The sequence below is a fragment of the Chloracidobacterium sp. D genome, from assembly GCF_018304685.1.
In the GTDB taxonomy this organism is placed as follows: Bacteria; Acidobacteriota; Blastocatellia; order Chloracidobacteriales; family Chloracidobacteriaceae; genus Chloracidobacterium; species Chloracidobacterium thermophilum.
In genome coordinates, this window is record NZ_CP072635.1 from 858,130 (window position 1) to 876,592 (window position 18,463).

Below are 18,463 nucleotides of genomic sequence, written 5' to 3' on the forward strand. Positions count from 1 at the left end.
CCCTTACCAACCATGAATCGGTATGCCGCGCGGTTTGCCGCGCTTCGCCAGGCTGGACGAAAAGCCTTCATTCCCTTCACCGTTCTCGGCTTCCCTGACCGGGCGCGCTGCCTGGCCAGCATCGAGGCCATGCTGGCTGGCGGTGCGACGGCGCTGGAACTGGGCATTGCCTTCAGTGACCCGATTGCCGATGGGCCGGTCATCCAGCAGGCCACCCACGACGTGCTGGCGTCCGGTTTCGGAGTTGACGATGCGCTGGCGCTCATCGCCCAGGTACGGCAACGGGATGCCGACATTCCCATTGGTCTGCTGGTCTATCACAACACGGTGGCGGCCCGTGGGGCCGGGCGGTTTTTTGCCGATGTACGCACAGCCGGCGCGGATGGTGTTCTCATTGCCGACCTGCCGCCGGAAATGGCCCACGAGACGACGGCTGCCGCCAAACAGGCCGGCATTGCGCCGATTTTTATGGTCTCTCCGCTGACCGATGCTGCGCGGTTGGAGCGGTTGGCTGCACTGGCGGAGGGCTTTCTCTATGTCGTCTCCCGCCTGGGCATCACCGGCAGCCAGACGCACTTCGACAACCAACTCCGGGCGACGCTGGAGCGGGCGCGCGCCGTTGTGGACCTGCCGCTCTGTGTCGGATTCGGGGTTTCGACGCCGGCGGCCGCGCAACACATGGTGGCGCTCGGCGCGGATGGGGTCATCACCGGCTCGCGGATCATTGAAATCATCCGCGCCGCCGGGGAAGACTTCAGGCCGGCAGTGGAGCAGTTCTGCCGCACGATGCAGGCTGCGGTGGATGGCACGGCCGTTCAGGCCGTGTAGATGTTCTCGCTGCCGGACAGCGCCGCCGGGGTGGTGGCGTCCGTGGTTTCCACGCTTTCGGCCACTGTGTCGGTCATCTGGTGCTGCCCGAAAGGTGACGCTGCCGGGCCATCGCCGCCGTTGCCGGATGACGCCCCGGCGTCCGCGCCGGCCAGTCTGGTCGAGGAGGAAACCACATCGAGACCCCGCGCCTGGAGCAGTTCATTGAGTTCGCGCGCGTGGGCATCCACGATGCGCTTGGCGGCTTCGGTCGTGGCCGTGATTTCCGCCGAGACACGGCCGCGGGCGTCAGTTTGCAGCGTGATGCTCAGCCCGTGCAGCACTGAATGGCTGAGCTGAATCGTGGCCTGCGCTTCGTTGCCGGAAAAGGTCTGGGTTCGCACCGTCGCCACGATTTTTTCCATGTCGAGGACGTGCAGGATACGGCGTGGCGTCACTTCGGCCGTGGCTTCCGGGCGGATTTCCCGGTTGGTCGGGAGCATGGCCGCGCGGGCAGCATCCTCGGCGGCAGTCGGGGTCTTCCGGTCGTCTTCGGCAGTCTGTTTGTGGTCAGACGCGCCGGCGCTTTCGGCCTGGGTGTCGTGCAGGAAGTCCTGTCCCAACGGGGTGGCCGCGTCAGGCTGGCCGGCGGCTTCGCCTTCGGTCAGTCCATCGAGCTGGCCGAGCAGGTCATCAAAGCCGCGCGTCGGTGGCGGAGTGGACGGTTTGCCGGTGGGACGGGAAGACGCTGACGGGTTTGCCGACGGGTTGACCTTCATTGGTGCATGACTCCGAACAGTGAAACGTAACGGCACATGGCGGCCCATCCAGGTTTTCGGCACTTTGCAGCCAATGTTGCGTCCCGCAAGCGGACACCTTTGCACCTGCTGCCTTTCTACTTTTTCTTGCCGGCAGCCTTCTGGAGCAGCGTACGCAGTTCGGTCGTGTTGACCTGCTGCCCGTCCGGGTCCAGCTCCACAGCCTGCTGAAGATACGGGCGCGCTTCCTTGTACTTTTTGGCGCGGAACAACATTTCGCCCAAGCGCGCATGGGGCAAGGGCGAGGATGGGTTGCGTTGCAGGGCGGTTTCGTAAGCTTCCCGCGCCATATCGGTTTTCTTCTGTCCGGCGTAGGCGTCGCCCAGCGTAACGAGCACCTCAACTGAAGGCGACAGCATCAGCGGCCGCAAGCGCTCGATGGCCGCACTATATGCCCGTTGGGCCACCAGCGCGCGGGCAAGCTGCAACGGCAGTTCCGGCGGCGCGTAACCCAGGGCTTCAGCGCGTTCCAGACTGGCGATGGCTTCGCGCGACTGACCGCGCCGCAGCAAAGCCAGCCCCAGGCCGTAGTGCGCCATGGGCAGCACGGGATTGGCGGCAATCGCCCGCTGGAAGGCAGTGGTGGCTTCGGCCGGCTGGTTGGCGGCCAGATAGGCCAGCCCCAAGGCATAGTTGGCAATCGAGGAAGCCGGCACCAGCCGGGTCGCTTCCAGCAGCCGTGGGATGGCGCTGGCCGTATCGCCAATGCGCAGCGCCAACTGGCCCTGGCCCAACAGCCCCAGCGCCCGGTACTCGATGCGCAGGTCTCCGGCCTCGATGTGGCGGTTGGCCGTCTCCACCAGAGCTTCCCACTCCTCGGCCGTGACGAGGTTCGTCGTCCGGGGGTTCTCATAGCGCGCAAACAGGGCGCCGACATCGTAATCCAGCGCAATGTCGAGGCGCTTTGTCTCCGGGATGATCTCGACTTCCTGCGAAAAGGGCAGGTAGTTCTCACTTGTGGCGCTGATGCGCACGACACCGGGCAGCAGTTGGAGCTTGAGCGGCTGGTCGCGGCGGGCCACACCGACCACTTTCTCTCCAATCAGAATATCCGCCTTGGGAACATTGACCGTCACGAGAATGTCCAGTGGCTTGGGTGGCGCTTCGTCCGGTGGGGCGGCCAGCGGGGCTGGCTCAGCTACTGGAACGGGTTTCTTCCGTGGCGGTGCCGGAGTTCGCGGACGTGGCGCAGCTTTTCTGTCGCTGGTGGGTGCTGGCTCCGGGTCGGGAGCCGGCTCGGCCGGCTTTGGCTCACCCTTCAAGCGCCGCTCAATGTTGGATTCCTGGGCCAGGCAGGACGCCTCCGACCAGTTCCCACCCATCAGCCCAATGAGCAGCCCCACAAGCATTGCGCCAGATTGCCGGGTCATGCTTCCTCACCTCATCAGCTCACCTCGCCAGGGGTTTGCCTGGGTCTAGGGCGTCGTGGACGGCCGGGGCGTGCCGGCCGTCGTGGCGTTGTTTGCCGGTGCTGAGCTTGGCACGACGATGTAACGAAATCCAAGCATCGGGTCCGTCACCGTGGGCGGAACGGCCTTACGTACGAAAAGGCTCAGTGTACGCGGCTCTTCATCTGCCGAGCCACCCTTGATGATGCGCCGGGTCTGCCCTTTTTCGTCCGTTTTCGGAGCGCCTTCGGCATCGAGTTCCACATCGTTGGTCCATTCCCAGACGTTGCCGGCCAGGTCATAGACGCCGTAGGGGCTGCGCCCGGCCGGGAAGCTCTTGACCGGAAATATCTTGCCGCCGGTCTGTTTGGAAGCGGCCACGTTGTCCTGCCAAGTGCGCCCCCAAGGATACACCAGGTTGTCATCGCCCTGCGCGGCGCGCATCCACTCGGCTTCAGTGGGCAGGCGGACGGTCGCGCCAATTTTGGTGCTATACCAGGCGCAGAAGTCATTGGCATCGTACCAGGAAACATTCGTCACCGGCTGCATGGCGGTTCCGACGGGAAAGTTGTTCCCCGTCCAGCCGGCCGGGGCAGCGTGGCGTGTGGCCACGATGAATTCGTGATACTGCTGGTTGGTCACTTCCGTTTCGGAGATGAAAAATGCCTCCACGGCAACCTTGCGCGGGGGGATGCCCTCGACACCTCCCATAGCGACCGTTCCACCCGGAATGAGAACGGTGCCGATGACCGGCGTAGGCGGCACCGGTGACGGCGGGGGCGACGCAGGCAGGTTGGCTGGCGGGGACGGCGGCGCAGCCACTGGGGCCGGTGAGGACTGCCCCCCAAAGAAAAACCACAATCCGCTACCCAGCAGAATAGAGAGCAACAGGCACACCGCCGTGGCGATACTGAGAGCCACCAGGCGGGCGCTGTCTGAGGGTTTCTGTTGCGTCCGAAAGTTCATTCAGGTGAGCTTTGGCGCGCCTCACGCCGCTGCGTGGCATGCATTTCGAGCAATGCCTGCTCGATGACGCGCAGTTGGGTGTCGAGTTGGGCATCCACAATACCGGATTCGCTTTCCAGGATGCAGCCCCCTACCGACACGCGGGTATCGGGAACGATGTTGACAAACTGTCCCCGCCGGAGGGTTTCAATCGCTTCGCGGTGCCGTTCAAGCCGGGGCACATCAGCCGGGTTGACGCAGATGGTGACGGTACTGGCCTGGCGGAGGTTGCGCATCGCCGTGCGGACAATGTCCAGCAGGGTTGTTTCCTGGACTTCCAGCTCCCGCCCGATGATTTTCTCGGCAATGCGCAGCGCCAGGCGCAGCACTTCCTGCTCGGCATCGTTGAGCAGCGCCTCGCGGCGGCGCTGAAGGTCAAGCAGGCGCGTGGTGAACTCCGCCAGTCCGGCTTCGTAACCGGCCTTCCAGGCTTCCGTACGAATCCGCTCCACTTCGGCCTGGGCTTCGGCAATGCGGCGGTCGGCTTCAGCCTGTGCCTCACGCACAAGCCGCCGGGCCTCGGCGCGGGCCTCGACGACGGCGCGTTTGACGATCCCTCCGGTGAGCGGGAGCAGGTCGGTGACAGATGGCTTGACGACGAGCATAGACAACGTGGGCCGGACTGACGGGCGCTATTTGAGCACGACGGCTGCGCCCGACAAGTCGGGCATAGATTGGTTACGATGATGTTGCGCCCAGCGCAAAACGTCCTCAAACAGTTGTTTTTGCAGCTCCGGGCGCGCGGCGGCCGGTGGGGCGTCGAGCCACTCCTGCAGGCGCCGGACGAGCTTCGGCGGCAGCTTCTGAAAGGTAAAGGCCAGGCGGTTGGCATCACCGGCGGCCGGCAGCGCCACCATGATGACCTGCCAGCCCAGCGTCATCACCAGTTCGGGGTCGCGTTTGTGAGCGGTCATGGCGGTCCGTACGAGCTGGCGCGCAAACTCCCGCCGCGCGGCCGCTGGCGGCCGGGGGCGGACGCGCAGCGCCGCAATCTGTTCGGCGATGGCGCGGGCCTCAGCTTCAGGAAAGCGCCGCAGCAGCGCCGTAACCGCCTCGGTCGTGGGCAGGTCATAGCTGGCCAGCGCCACCTCGGCAACTCCCATGGCGTGCGCCACCCGGTACAACTCAGCTTCGGTCAGTTCGTCAAACACCGTCAGCGGCGCAATCTGGTCGGCGCTCACAAACTGGCTCAGGAAACGCTGGCGGATGGCATTGAGCACCGGGGCTACGGGGGCAAGGTCATCCATATTGAGACGTATCTGGCTCTGGCGGAGCGCGCGCGCCACGGCCGTTCCAATGGCAGCCGGCAACGACGCCAGCAACAGCCGCTGAATGTAGAGCGGCTCATGGCGCAGCGCCGCCGCGATGTGCGACGGATGGACCCGTTCATCAAGCGCTGGCGACCGCTGCCGCACCCGTTGCCGCAAACCGTCGAGCGTCTGCGCCAGCCAGGCCGTCACCGTGGCGTCATCCTGCGCGCTTATTTCCTGCTGACGGGAAGTCAGGCGTTGCTGCGCCTCTGCCGGCAGAAGCGCGAACAGTTCGGAAGGCGGAATGGGCTGCTGTGCGGTGTTGCGCTCATACGCCAGCGCCAGTGCCAGTAACCAGTCGGTGGGATTTCCCATGGCGTTGTTCTCCGCGTGGCAGCCGGCCGGAGACTGTCGGAAACCCAGGGGCCGCTGCGCCCGGGCCTATTCCGGCGTCTCCGAAACTGACGCCGTGTGTTTGGGATAGAAGTCATCCAAGCGGCGCTCGTGCGGTTCGCCCAGCAGACCCAGGTTATGGGCCACCAGCATGGACACACAGGCGTCGCTTGTCACATTGGCAACGGTACGGCACATGTCCAGCGGGCGGTCAATGGCAAAAATCAACGCCAGCCCCTCCTGGGGAATCCCGGCAGCGCCCAGAACGATGACGAGAATGACCAGTCCGGCGCCGGGCACGGCGGCCGCTCCAATCGAGGCCAGCGTTGCCGTCAGCAGGATGCTCAACTGGTCGCCCAAGTCGAGGTTCAGGCCCAACACCTGTGCGATGAATACCGCGGCCACACCCTGGTACAGCGCCGTCCCGTCCATGTTCACCGTTGCCCCGACCGGCAGGACGAAGCTGGCGACTTCTTCATGAACGCCCAGATGTTCCTGTACGCGCTCCATCGTCACCGGCAGGGTTGCCGCGCTCGAACTCGTCGAAAAGGCCACCAACTGCGCCGGCAGGATGCCGCGCACAAAGAAGCCGTAGGATTTCCCGGTGAAGGTCCGCACGAGCAGCGGATAGAACAGCAGCACCAGTACGGCGAGGCCGGCCAGCACACACAGTGCATACCAGACGAGGCTCACCAGAATGTCGGCGCTGGGCGATTCCGTCATCAGGGCTGCCAGCAGTGCCATGACGCCCACCGGTGCGGCCAGCATGATGAGGTCCACCAACCGGAGAATCACCTCGTTCAGGCCGTCGAAGAAGTCCTTGACCGGCTTGGCTTTGTCTTCTGCCACAAGCATCAGCCCGATGCCGACCAGCAGCGCGAAGAAAATAACCTGAAGCATGCGGCGGTTGTCCGTCGTGGCGGCAAAGACGTTGTCGGGAATGATGTCCACCAGCGGCTGGAGCGGCCCTTTTTCCTGCTCGGCCTGGGCGGTGCTGATACGCTGGCCGGCTTCACCGGCATAGGCGCGCAGCAGGGTTTCGCGTGTGGCCGGGGTGACGCCAGCGCCCGGTTTGACGACATTGACGATGACCAACCCCAGAGCAACAGCCACGGCGGTCGTCAGCAGGTACAGCACAAGAGTTCGGCCGCCCATCCGGGACAGGCGGCCGATGTCCTTCATGTCGGACGTCCCCTTGATGAGCGAGGCCAGAATGAGCGGGACGGCAATCATCTTGAGCAGGTTGATGAAGATCGTCCCGAAGGGCTTGATCCAGTGCCTGACGAACTGCTGCGCCCCCAGCCGGTCGGCGGCAAAGCCGATGAGAACGCCGGCTGCCATCCCGGTCAGGATTTGCCAGTGCAGGGGAATCTTTTTCAACATAGGGCGGATGCGACCGATGCCGGAGATGCCTTTTTCAGGCAAGGGTTTCGTTTTTCGCAAAGCCGGTCTGAAATGTCAAAGCCCGGTTTTCTGTGGCGCTTCCGGGGACTGGAAAAGGCCGGCTTGCAGTTGTGCCTTTCCACGGGTAGCGTTGTGCGCAGCAGCAGGACATTTCAGGTGAAAGCGCCCATGCTCACCAAACAGGACCACGACTGGTTGCAGGGAGGGCTGTCGCTGGCGGCGGCGACCGGCTGGACGCCCGAAGAAGTCCGTCTTGTCACCGATCTGGGCTACAGTCTGGCCGAGCAGGGCCGTCATGCGGAAGCCATCACGGTGTTCGAGGGGCTGGCGGCGCTCGTGCCGGCGACGCTGTACTTCCAGTCGGCGCTCGGGGCGCTCAAACTGCGCATCCGCGACTATGCCGGGGCGCTTCCCCATCTGAACCGCGTCCTGGCAGCAACGCCCGACGACGCCGTGGCGCTCATCAACCGGGGTGAAACCCTGCTCCATCTGGGTGACATTGCCGGGGCGCGCGCTGATTTGCAGCGGGCAGTGGCGCTTGTCCGTGAGCCAACGCCGCCACCCTACATCCAGCGGGCGCGGGCGCTGCTGATGTTTATCGAGCAGGGCGGGCGACCGCTAGCGCGGACGGCACTGCCCCAGCGTGACACCCGCCAGCTTGGGGATGGTTTCCAGTTGTGACAACGACAACGGCAACGCCGGACGGACGAGTGCAGCGCCGGTGGTGGGCCGTCACCCGGTGGCTGCTCCTGTTGGCCCTGCTCTTTTTCCTTGCCCGGTCGGGTCATCTGGGTGGCGTCCTTGCGGCCCTGCGGCAGGCTGAGCCAGGCGGGATCGGTCTGGCCCTGCTTCTGGGAAGCATGATGCTGGTCATCCGGGCGGCCAAGTGGTGGATTCTGCTCCGGCGCGTCCTGCCGGGCTTGCCGGTGGCCTATGCTTGGCGCTCCCTGCTCGGCGGCATGGCGCTGGGACTGCTGACACCGGGGCGTATTGGCGAGGTCGGCCGCGCGGCGGCTTTTCCGCCGGGCGCGCGGCTGGCCATAGGCGGGCTGTTTCTTGTGGATCGGTCTGCCGATGTGGCGGCTATCGCCATGGCAGCCGGTTTTGGAACGGCGGCCGTTGCGCCAGCGGCGTGGCGTGGCTGGCTCGTTCTGGCCGGACTCGGCGCCGGGGGACTGGTTCTGGCGCTGCCGGCTGTCGTTCCGGTGGTGCTCCGGTGGGAACGGCTGCCGGAGCCGGTACGCACGCAGCTGGCCACGCTGGCGGCGGCCTTTGCGGCGCTGCGCCGGCGCGATGTGGCGGTCAACCTTCTTGCCAGTATTGTGCTTATGGCGCTGGATGTCGTGTCGCTGTACGTGCTGGCCTGCGCCTTCGAGCCGGTGGCCTTTGCGGCCGTGGCCTTTGCCTTTCCCTGGATTCTGCTCACCAATCTGGTGCCCATCACGCCGGCCGGTCTGGGCGTCCGCGAGGGGACGGCCGCGGCACTGCTGCACACCTGTGGCGTACAGGTCGCCACGGCCGTCAATGCCACGCTGTTGCTGTTTGTCATCAACAGCGTCCTTCCGGCGCTCTTCGGCTGGCGTTACCTTGGGCAACACACGCCGGTGTCTTCCGGCTATCAGTTGGAAAAGCCAATCGGCGGCGCTGAGGCTTCCCCAACGCCGCCGACCGCTTACCGGCACTGACCTTTCTGGCAGACACAGCTTCCAGCGCTGGATGCGCGCCGGCAGGTCCGCCCGCCAGTCAGCCACAGGGGTTCAACTGTCTCCTAGCGCCGCACCAGCGCCCCCTTCACCCCCTGCACGCCAACGCCAATCCCTTGCCAGGTCAGTTTCCGCTCCGGCACAAACCGTGTTGCCAACTGCGGCTCTCCACTCCGGTCAAAGCCCGTCACCTCGATGGCCAACTGCCCCAGGCGCTCCCGCTTCAACCCCTTGCCGCCGGCTGGCACGTGTTCCGAAACGCCACCCACCACGGCAAACACATCCACGAAAAACCGGAACCGGCGCGGCTGAATGGGGCCCGGCAGGTCAATCTGAAACGCCACCGGGACGGCAGCGCCCGGGTTGAGGTTGAACGGTGCTGGCGATACCTGCTGCGTTGAACCCACCACCCCGCCAGTGTTGCAAGCCACGTAGTCATCCGCCGTCTTGAGCCGGTAGGGATTGGGCGGCGGCGTTCCGTTGGCCTGTTGCAGTTCCACGACCTGAAACTCAGGATTGCCCAGCACCGCCGCCCCGGTGTTGACCAGGTTGGCGTTGATGTTGAACTGGTTCAGGTAGTTCGGCCCACAGGCCGACCCCAGCAGCCCGGTCAGTGTGGTCACCAGGTTCACGTTCGCGTTGACATTGGTTTTGAAGAAACCCGTCACGGTAAATGCGTAGTGTGGTGGGGCAGGCACCGTGCTCGTTGGAACCCAGTTCGGGTAACCAAAAAAGGCGCTGCGGAAGTGACCTTCCTGCTCGGTGCTCGGCGAGGCGCCGTTGGAAGTACACAAAAAGCCGCGCCCACTGCCAGTGCCAATCACATACCCGCTGACCCAGTACCGCCCGGCCGCCAGGTTCAGCGGCGGCGACAGCGTCACCGTGTAGCGCCGGATGTCAAGGCCAAAGCCTGACCCAACGACCGTGAAGGTCGTCGAGGTGTAGGTGGCCAGCGGCAGGGCGTTGACCGGCCCGATTCCGCCGCTGTGGGCATAGATGTCCACGACGCCGGGCTGGGTGACCGGTGTGTCGGCGTAAATGTCGAAGGTGATGGTGTGAATAGTGGCGCTGGATGTCAGCACGAAGTCATCCGCCGTGCGGGCGCTTGGGACAAGGGTGTTTTCCTCCGAAGCCAGCCCAATCACATTGTTGAACGGGCCGTTGTCCCACAGCACGACGGGTGAAGAAAGCGTCGTGGGCGGCAGGTCGGTGGTCTGCTGACCGTTGTTGCGCCCCGGCGTCTCACTGACCGTCATGCGCAGACTGGTCCCGGCCGGTTTCCGGTCCTGCGCCAGAACCGGGGGATGAAAGGCGGCAACATATAGCAGTGTCACCAGCACCGCGGCCAGCGACGGCCAGCGATGCCGGGCGTAAAGGCGATAAACAGGTTGCGCTGTCATTCTGTTGGTCTCCGTAAGTGGCGTGTGATCCCTTTGTGGTGCGACGGCCGAACCCGAGCTGCATCGGGTAGAAACAATGCACCAGGACTCCACCGGGCAGAGACTCGGCTACCCAAAACAGGACAGGTGTGGAACACCAGAAAGTGTTAGTGTTATACCACAACCAGAACATCAGGCTACAAAAAACCTGACGGATGCAGAAAAAACCGCGCTGGCCGCCCGCGCCAGCCGGCGCAGTGCTTCCCACCCAACCCGGCTAGGCCGCCAGTCGCCCGCCGTGCGGCAGGGCAATCCGGGCAATGGGCTGAATGGTCAAATCCGGTGACAACTCCTGATAGGAAAGCACCGAGACGTTCGGAAACTCCACTTCCACGAGCTTGCGGACAAACCGCCGGATGTCCATATCCGTCACGATGACGGGCTTCTGCGCCGTGGGCGGCAACTCGCCGATTTCCGCCCGCAGCGCCGCCAGGATGTCGTTGCTGATGGTCGGGTCAAGCGCCAGAAAGGCCGAAGTCGAGGTGCGCCGGATCGAGCCGCGTACGATGTCCTCAATTTCCGGGTCAAGCAGATAGACAAACAGCGTCCCGCGTCCGCCGGAAGCCTTGAAGGAAATGACCCGCTTCATCGAGGCGCGCACGTATTCGGTCAGTTGCGCCGGGTCCTTCTCGATGCGTCCCCATTCCGCCAGCGCATCGAGAATGGACTTCACATCCCGGATCGAGACGCCTTCCTGCACGAGGCGCTGCAGGACATCCGTGAACAGGTGCAGCGAAACAATCTTCGGGACGACTTCCTCCACCAGCTTCGGTGCGCCGCGCCCGACGAAATCCAGCAGCGCCTGCGCTTCCTGGATGCCCACATATTCGTGCGCGTGGCGGCGCAGAATGTTCGAGATATGGAGCAGCAGAAAGTCGCTTGGCTCCCAGATTTTGAGACCAGCCACGGCTGCCAGCAGGCGGTACTCATCTGGCACCCACGCGCCGGGACGCAAATCGGCCGGGTTGCGCACTTCCTCGCCCTCAATGCCAAACACCCGGATGTTCTCCACCGAATCGTTGACGTAGAAGTGAAACGGTTTGACGACGCCCTGCGCCACGGGTACTTCCTTGACGGCAAACACATAGTGGAAGGGTTCGAGCGGGGCGTTGCCGGTGACGTAAATCTGCGGCATGAGCACGCCGGTGTCGTAGTACATCGTGTTGCGCAGCGCCGTCAGTCCTTCGCGGAACTTCGCGCCGGCCGGAAACTCCGGGTCAATGTAGGGCGCCAGCTCGGCGCTCGTCACAATCGCCATCGGGACGGTGTAGGACGGCTGGATGTCGTCGCTTTCGGAAGCCTCCGCTGCCGGCCCTTTCTTCTCGGCCGCCTGCGCCGCCAACGCCTGCTGGCGTTTGCGCAGACTGAACGCCAACGGGGCCACCACGGCCGCCACGATGAGCACCGGCAGGGCGACGACGCTCCCGGCCAGTACCGCCACGACAGCCAGCGAACCCAACAGCCCCGAAACCACGAGCAGCGGCTTGGGATTGGCCAGCATCTGGGCGCTCATATCCGCGCCGACGTTGCTGCTTTCGTCCGTATCGTCGCCAGCAACGCGCGTCACCACCAGACCGGCTGAAATGGCGATGAAGATCGAGGCGAAAATGGCACCGAGACCATCGCCAATGGTCAGGATGAGGTACTTCTTCGCTGCCACAGCCGGAGAAAGCCCCTTGTACAGCACCCCAATCGTCATCCCCGCCACGATGTTGACAACGGCAATGATGATGGTGGCGATGGAGTCGCCCTTGACGAACTTCATCGCCCCGTCCATCGCGCCGTACAGCCGGGATTCCTTCGCCAGGTCCGAGCGCAGCTTTTTGGCGACATCCATCGTGATGAGGCCAGACCGCATATCGGCGTCAATGGCCATCTGCTTGCCGGGCAGCGCATCGAGGGTAAACCGGGCCGCCACTTCGGCGACGCGCTCAGCGCCTTTGGCCACGACCAGAAACTGGACGACCAGCAGGATGATGAACATCACGAACCCAACGACAAGGTTGCCCTGGGCCGTGATTTCTCCCAGCGCCCGGATGACATCGCCGGCGTCGCCCTTTGTCAGGATGCTGCGCGTACAGGAAATGCTCAGCGCCAGCCGGAACAGCGTCGTCAACAGCAGGATGGTCGGGTAGGTCGAAAGCTGCAACGGACTCGAAATGTAGAGCGACACCATCATCACCGCGAGTGAAATGGTGATGTTGACCACGATGAGGATGGAGAGGATGAAGGTCGGCACGGGCACGATGATCGTGCCGATGAGCACAATCATTCCGGCCGCAATGAGCATGTCGCTGTTTTTCGAGAGGGCCGCGGCAAAGTCAATGCCGCTGAAGCTTTTCACCTGGTCAGTCAGGGAAGTCATAGCTTTCTCCGCACCAGTCACCGTCAAATCAGAAGCGTTTGGACAAACCGGGCGCCCTACAGCGCCGCCAGCCTAGAACATTTCAAGGAAAACATAGACGAGCAGCGCCCCCAGAAGCGTCCCCACAGCCATGACCGCCAGTTCAATGCCGGTGAAATAGCCCAGATAATAGTACGTCACGGCTCCCGTTGCCGACGCTGTGCCGCCGGTTGCCGGGGACGCGCCGGATGAGACCTCGGACGACACAGCTGGCGCATCGGGCGCAGCCGCCGATGACAGTGACGCCGATGGCGGCGATTCAGGCGCCACGGAACGGATGTCCGCTTCGGTCACAGCCGGCATTTCCATCACCTGGCGCAAGGGAACATCATCCACCTCCAATGGGCCGGCAGCAGGTTCGGGAGCAGCCAGCGTTCCATTCAAAAGTGGCTCCGTTGGCCGCAGCGGTGCCGTGGCCACGGCTTCGGTCAGCATGGACAGGGTGGACGGCGTACGGAAGACGAGCGTCGGCAGGGGCCGCTCCAGCGGACGGGTCAGTGGCGAGGCAAACCGGATGCGGTCACGGTCAACGAGGACCCGTGGCTCCGTCACCGGCTCGTCATTGACCGTCAGGCGATGGTCGGGTAGAACCGGATGCAACACAACCCGCTCTCCGGTCTTGCGGACAAGTGCGCAGTACGTCACCAGTTCCTGCTGGTTGATCGTGATGCGCAGGCCCGAAGCCTCCCATCCCAGCGGGACTTCGGCATCCCCGGCCGGCAGCGGCAGGGAGACGTTCGGCTGGTAGCCCCCCTCGATGACGAAGCGGAAACTGTCCTCTGGCGCGACCAGGGCTTCGAGTATCTGTGCAAAACTGGCGTTTTCGGGAATCTCCAGCGACTTGCGCGGGCTGGAAGGGCGAAATGCCGCCGGCAGCAGGCTGTCAAGGTCGAACTTCAGTCCACTCGTGAACAGTTCACGGGTGGCTGCCTGGAGCAGGCTCGTGGCCCGGGGGTCATCAAGTCGGGCCGCCGGGGAGTTGCCGTCGAGCACCGTGATGACGTAGTTGCCGATGTGTATCCGGTCGCCAAAGGTCAGCGGCCGCCGGTCGCCGATGCGGACCGGCAGGCCGTTGAGGCGTGTGCCGTCACCATGGTTGACGAAGATGATGTGCCCGTTTTCCTCAAAGATGATCACGTGTTCGGCGGCAATCCCCAGGCCGGTCAGCCGCAGGGTGGCCTGGGGGCTGCTTCCCACACTGATGACACTCGTGCGCCAGATGTCTTCCAGCAGCGGTTTGGCAGCAGGTGGCGCACCCACCTCACGCACGATGAGTTTGACTTCCATTCAGAAACTCCTCCGACTGGCGACCGGCGCCACCTGCGAACCGGGCTGCACGCCGTGGCGCTTGTCTTTCCAACCGATGTTCGGTCATGCTAGCCGACACATGTAAACTTCAGGTTAGTGCATGGCCAACGTCACATCGCTGTAACCTTGATGTTTCTGGCGTACGCCACAAACTCAGGGCAGAAAATTTTCCCGGTTCTGCCGCTTTGGACGCAACACTGTGACGCCCGCTTCGATAACGAGAGTGCAAGCGGAAACGGCTTCACGGTTGCGTCCGAATCCGATGACCACAGAGAACGTACAGGAGACCCTCCCGATGAGTGCCAACGGAAACGAAACGCCACGCCAGCAACTCGGCATTACCGATGAAGACTTCCAACGCATGGGCGAAATCGGTGCCATGTACTATGAACAAGGCGACCTGAAGCGCGCCCGCACGATTTTCGAGGGACTGGTGGAAGTCGATCCCAACAGTGCTGCGGCCCACGCCGCACTGGGTGCGCTTTACACCCGAACGCAGGAAGATGAGTTGGCACTCGCCAGCCTGGAACGGGCGATTGCCCTTGACCCGCAGATGATTGCCCCTTACGTCAACCGCGCCGAGGTCTTTCTGCGCATGGAGCGTTATGAAGAAGCCATCGCTGATTTGCAACGCGCCATTGACCTCGACCCCGAAGAAAAGGACCCCGGTGCCAATCGCGCCCGCGCCATTGCGCTAGGCATTCACCAGATTGTGCAGGAAGCTGCCGAGCAGGGCGGCGACAGCATTCAGTAACCCAACCGGTCTTCTTGACCTACTCTCAAAGAAAGGAACGCTCGCACGATGTCGAACTTCGGTCTTCCACCAAAGCCAGTGATGCCCGGTCCCAATGCTTCAGACGTTGAACGTCTCAAGTATCAGCAGGACATGCAGAACTACCAGTTTGCCCTCCAGCAGGCGGTCAACGCCATCACGCAGGAAGGTGTGACGAAGTCGAACCTGCAGAAGGCAGCTCACGACGCCATCATGCAGATGATCAACAACCTGCGCTAAGCCTGCGGGCCTGGGTCACACCCGGGCCTGATTTATGAAGGGAGGCTCGTCATGCCGTTAGGAAAGATACTCGGTGGTATTGCCCGCGTGGCCGTACCGATTCTCAGAACTGTCGCTGGCAGCAATCCGCTGCTGGGTATCGCCACCTCGTTTCTCCGTGGGGGAGGCATTGGTAACGCACTCACCAACCTGGTTCAGCGCATCAGCAGTTCCTTCCTCCGGGGCGGCAATCTCAACATCGCCAAGAATCCGCCGCTTGGTCCCTTTGGTCAGGTAAGCAATTTCCTTGATCGCACGGCGAAAGGTCTCAGTGATTTCGCGCAGCGGCTTCAACAGTTCAGCCAGCGCCTTCAGAACATTGCCTCAGCGTTGACGAAGTTCAACGAAGCCCTCAAGACGCTGATGGACGCCATCACCGGGCGTACAGCGGTTGAGGACAAGGTCAAGCAGGCGCAAGTTTCCGCACCTTCGACGGGGCAACCGGCCGCAACTGGGCCACCGGCTTCCTCTGCCACACCTTCCACGGCGGTGATGCCGCGTGCCACCAGCAATGAGTTCGGCCTGCCGGAAAAGCCGCAGATGCCGGGTCCGAATGCCTCCGACGAAGAACGTTTGCGCTATCAGCAGAAGATGCAGGAATATCAATTTGCCCTTCAGCAGATCAAAGATGCGATTACGCAGGCTGGCCTGGCAAAGTCAAACCTGCAGAAAGCCATGAATGACGCCGTGATGCAGGCGCTCAACAACCTGCGGTAGGCACACCGCACACACTTCTTAGGAGGATTCCATCATGCCACTTCCGGTACTTGCTGGTCTTGCGAAAGTTGCCCTTCCGATGCTGAAGGGTATTGCGATGAATGCGGTCAAAGGCTTGGCCACCTCCCTCTTGAGCAATGGCGTCAAGGGTGCGTTGGCCAGCCTCGTACAACGGATTGGAACTTCGCTGCTCAGCGGCAACAATACCAACATCGCCAAGAATCCCCCGCTCGGGCCCTTTGGACGTGCGACAGACTTCCTTGATCGGGCGGCTGGCGGCATCGGCGGCTTCGCCCAGCGGTTGCAGAGTTTTGCCGAGCGGCTGCAGAAGATTTCCACGGCGCTGACGAAGTTCAACGAAGCTCTCAAGACGCTGATGGATGCGGTGACGGGACGCGATGCTGTCGCCGACAAGGTCAAGCAGGCGCAACTGACGATGTAGTTTTGGCAGCCCACTGCTGGTTCTCTGTCGGCAGTCCCACCACATAGCAGAACGCGGCGCGCCCTCGGTCGGCGCGCTTCTTTTTTGCCCGATCTCGTTTCTTTGCTTCGTCCCCGGTGGGTCGGGCACTACCAGCCCGTCCCACCCGAACCCAACCGGCAACTACGGCAACGGTTCGATGACGCGCACCACCGGATAGCGGTCCTTGTCGGCTTCGTAGTACGGTGTCTGCTCGTAGAGAAACTGCAACCGCGCCCGGGGACTGGCGGCAAAATCGGCGTCTGTGGCCAGCCGTCGCTCGAACTCAGCCTTGAGTTTCGGGTTTCTGGCCAGCAGCTCGCGGGCAATCGGCTCGAAAACGTAATCCGCCGCGTATTCCTTCTGCTCAAAGATGGTGTTGAACCACCCCCAACGTACGGCGGAGTCAGGGCCTTCAGGTTCGAGCCAGTTGAAAATAACGCGCGCCGCCGGCTGCGTCATGGGTACATAAACCGTCCCCGCTGGAAACGTCTGTGTCGCCCGCACCCGCTTGGCCGTAACACCGGTCAGCATCACACGACCTTCAAAAGGCCGCGCGGCCCACTTTGGCTCGGTCAACCGGTAGGTCTCGCCGGTTACGGTCGTGGGCTGCTTCAGACGGTGCATTTCAACGCCGTGGGCCGCCAGCACATCGAGGATGCCCGTCCAGGCCGCCGGGATGAGATAGCCCAGCGGCACGGGAACGGCTGCCGTGGTTTTCAGCTTTCTGAACAGCCGGGTGGGGATGTCCACCGGCTGGCTTTCATAGACGCGCACAGGCTGGCCCGTCACGACGCTGGTTTCCTCATGCCAAGCGACGCCTTTGTAGGTAAATGCTTCGCCAGCGCTGCTCCACGTCCCGGCAAGGAACAGCGGGGATTTTGGGTCATAGCGTGCGCCGAGCTGCGCCATTTCCCGTTCAGCGGTGGAGATGAGTGCACGCAGTCGCGGCCCTTCTGCGCCCACCAGTTCCAGTGTGTGCACCATGATGTCGTAGTGCGCCCACATCTGTGTCCGGTGCGACTTGAGGCTGTGGGTTTCGACGAGCAGGGCCGGACGGTGCCACAGCGCAACATAGGTCGTCGAATACCGTGGCTCGATGACGCCGACATCAAATCCCTTCGACCAGTCGGATGGATCGCGCGGCTCGGCATAGGGGCCGACAATGTGGCCATCGGACTCCAACCTTTCATAGAGCCGGGGCAGGAAGCTGTCCTTTGACCACGCTCCAACGGAGGGCCAGATGTTCTGCTCGGTGGGCATGTCGAGCGTCACGTCGTACTGATGATCCATGCCGTCCGTCACGTGGTTGTCCACAAAGAAATCCGGCTTCCAGGTGGTGAAAAACCGCAGCCAGGCGCGCATTTCCGGTGCATCAGCTTTGAGGTAATCGCGGTTGAGGTTCAGGCGGGTGGCCGTGGCGCGAAAGCCCATTTCCCGCGGCCCATTCTGGTTGATGCGGTGCCACGGACTGAACCGCTCGTGCCCATCGGCATTGAAGACCGGCATGGCGAGGATGATGACCGAATCGAGCAGCGCTGCATGGCGTTTGGTGATGAGGATGTCGCGCAGCAGCATTGAGGTCGCATCCTTGCCTGAAATTTCGCCGGGATGGATGCCGTTCTGGATAAAGACCAGCGGTTTGCCCGTCGCCTGGGCGGCAGCCGGTGTGAAGGCTTTGTCCTTCGAGGCCACGAGGACGTACAGCGGCCGTCCTTCGGCCGTTTTTCCAATGGTCAGCAGTTTGGCCAGCGGCGAGGCGGCTGCCATCTTCTGCCACAGACGCACGGTTTCGGCGTAATGGCCGGTTTCGGCATAGCCGGTTTTTTCGCAGTGCGTCAGAAAGGCTTTGGGCGCGGCCGCCGTACTTTCCACGAGCGAACGGGCCGCGGCTGCGGCCGGGGCTTCATAGCCGGAGCGGGGCGGCATGGGTTCGAGTTTGACAGGCATAGGCGGTGCGGTTTCAGGGTCAGGGGCCGGCATTTGCCCCCATGTGGTCAAGGTCAACGCAACATACAGAACGAAAGCCCAGCCACACCACTGAAATCTTTTTCGCCACGCCGGGCGGCCCTGACCGACGGCAGGGTGTACGTCGAAAGACATCGCAACATCCACCGGTTTTCGGTTTGTTCCTGATGTTTCTCACAAAGGCAGAAGGTCAGGAAGCCTTTTCGTTTGGTCTTACCTGCCCACGGACACCGGCCGATACGGCCCGCAGAAAAGACCATTGAGGTTGTTTTCGTCGGGCTAGCCTTTCCTGCCGGGAACCCGGCCTTCGTTCAAACGTCAACGGGCAATGCCTGATTTCATCTCTCA

Annotated in this window: 17 protein-coding genes; 7 read left to right on the top strand and 10 right to left on the bottom strand. The window is 63.1% G+C overall.

Translation table 11 applies throughout. The features are described from left to right. Positions 1–12 precede the first annotated feature (12 nt). Complete coding sequence (gene trpA, locus J8C01_RS14735) at positions 13–828, top strand: tryptophan synthase subunit alpha (RefSeq protein ID WP_211432918.1); 816 nt, start codon at positions 13–15, stop codon at positions 826–828. On the opposite strand, the gene J8C01_RS14740 is transcribed toward trpA, so the two are convergent. From J8C01_RS14740 to J8C01_RS14765, 6 genes are all read right to left on the bottom strand, one after another. Beyond that, on the bottom strand, positions 816–1,586 hold the full coding sequence (locus J8C01_RS14740; RefSeq protein ID WP_211432919.1) for a flagellar hook-length control protein FliK: 771 nt from the start codon (positions 1,584–1,586) through the stop codon (positions 816–818). The genes trpA and J8C01_RS14740 overlap by 13 nt on opposite strands. Positions 1,587–1,702: 116 nt before the next feature. Then, positions 1,703–2,995, bottom strand: coding sequence for a tetratricopeptide repeat protein (locus J8C01_RS14745; protein WP_211432920.1), 1,293 nt, complete (start codon positions 2,993–2,995; stop codon positions 1,703–1,705). A 45-nt stretch (positions 2,996–3,040) separates the two neighbouring features. Continuing rightward, a complete protein-coding gene (locus J8C01_RS14750) occupies positions 3,041–3,979 on the bottom strand; it encodes a formylglycine-generating enzyme family protein (RefSeq protein WP_211432921.1) in 939 nt (312 codons plus the stop codon). Continuing rightward, positions 3,976–4,623, bottom strand: coding sequence for a type III secretion system stator protein SctL (gene sctL / locus J8C01_RS14755; RefSeq protein ID WP_211432922.1), 648 nt, complete (start codon positions 4,621–4,623; stop codon positions 3,976–3,978). Before sctL ends, J8C01_RS14750 begins: the two co-directional genes overlap by 4 nt. Positions 4,624–4,650: 27 nt before the next feature. Continuing rightward, entirely contained in the window at positions 4,651–5,643 is a 993-nt protein-coding gene (locus tag J8C01_RS14760; RefSeq protein WP_014100766.1) for a hypothetical protein, read from the bottom strand. Positions 5,644–5,709: 66 nt separating this feature from the next. Then, entirely contained in the window at positions 5,710–7,041 is a 1,332-nt protein-coding gene (locus J8C01_RS14765) for a dicarboxylate/amino acid:cation symporter (protein ID WP_211433300.1), read from the bottom strand. A gap of 192 nt (positions 7,042–7,233) precedes the next feature. Between J8C01_RS14765 and J8C01_RS14770 the strand changes: the two genes are divergently transcribed. Together J8C01_RS14770 and J8C01_RS14775 are read left to right on the top strand one after the other, a co-directional pair. Next, positions 7,234–7,746, top strand: a complete 513-nt coding sequence (locus J8C01_RS14770) for a tetratricopeptide repeat protein (RefSeq protein WP_211432923.1) — start codon at positions 7,234–7,236, stop codon at positions 7,744–7,746. Beyond that, entirely contained in the window at positions 7,743–8,750 is a 1,008-nt protein-coding gene (locus J8C01_RS14775; protein WP_211432924.1) for a lysylphosphatidylglycerol synthase domain-containing protein, read from the top strand. The genes J8C01_RS14770 and J8C01_RS14775 overlap by 4 nt, the downstream gene beginning before the upstream one ends. An 83-nt stretch (positions 8,751–8,833) precedes the next feature. On the opposite strand, the gene J8C01_RS14780 is transcribed toward J8C01_RS14775, so the two are convergent. From J8C01_RS14780 to J8C01_RS14790, 3 genes are all read right to left on the bottom strand, one after another. Continuing rightward, positions 8,834–10,168: a hypothetical protein gene (locus J8C01_RS14780; protein WP_211432925.1), complete on the bottom strand. Its 1,335-nt coding sequence runs from the start codon at positions 10,166–10,168 to the stop codon at positions 8,834–8,836. A 256-nt stretch (positions 10,169–10,424) separates the two neighbouring features. Beyond that, positions 10,425–12,572, bottom strand: a complete 2,148-nt coding sequence (gene sctV / locus J8C01_RS14785) for a type III secretion system export apparatus subunit SctV (protein WP_014100760.1) — start codon at positions 12,570–12,572, stop codon at positions 10,425–10,427. Between the two features lie 72 nt (positions 12,573–12,644). Then, the gene (locus J8C01_RS14790; protein ID WP_211432926.1) at positions 12,645–13,898 is read right to left on the bottom strand and encodes an FHA domain-containing protein; all 1,254 of its coding nucleotides are present in this window, start codon (positions 13,896–13,898) and stop codon (positions 12,645–12,647) included. 316 nt (positions 13,899–14,214) lie between these two features. On the opposite strand from J8C01_RS14790, the gene J8C01_RS14795 reads away from it, so the two are divergent. Genes J8C01_RS14795 through J8C01_RS14810 form a run of 4 tightly spaced genes read left to right on the top strand, consistent with a single transcriptional unit; the run spans position 14,215 to position 16,129 of the window. Beyond that, positions 14,215–14,673: a tetratricopeptide repeat protein gene (locus tag J8C01_RS14795; RefSeq protein ID WP_014100758.1), complete on the top strand. Its 459-nt coding sequence runs from the start codon at positions 14,215–14,217 to the stop codon at positions 14,671–14,673. A 48-nt stretch (positions 14,674–14,721) separates the two neighbouring features. Next, complete coding sequence (locus tag J8C01_RS14800; protein ID WP_041569943.1) at positions 14,722–14,931, top strand: hypothetical protein; 210 nt, start codon at positions 14,722–14,724, stop codon at positions 14,929–14,931. A gap of 51 nt (positions 14,932–14,982) precedes the next feature. After that, positions 14,983–15,687, top strand: coding sequence for a hypothetical protein (locus J8C01_RS14805; protein ID WP_211432927.1), 705 nt, complete (start codon positions 14,983–14,985; stop codon positions 15,685–15,687). A 34-nt stretch (positions 15,688–15,721) separates the two neighbouring features. After that, positions 15,722–16,129 (top strand): hypothetical protein, encoded by a 408-nt coding sequence (locus J8C01_RS14810; RefSeq protein ID WP_211432928.1) that lies wholly within the window; start codon positions 15,722–15,724, stop codon positions 16,127–16,129. Positions 16,130–16,291: 162 nt separating this feature from the next. Here J8C01_RS14810 and J8C01_RS14815 read toward each other — a convergent pair whose 3' ends face one another. After that, positions 16,292–18,097: a M14 family metallopeptidase gene (locus J8C01_RS14815; protein ID WP_211432929.1), complete on the bottom strand. Its 1,806-nt coding sequence runs from the start codon at positions 18,095–18,097 to the stop codon at positions 16,292–16,294. Between the last annotated feature and the right edge of the window lie 366 nt (positions 18,098–18,463).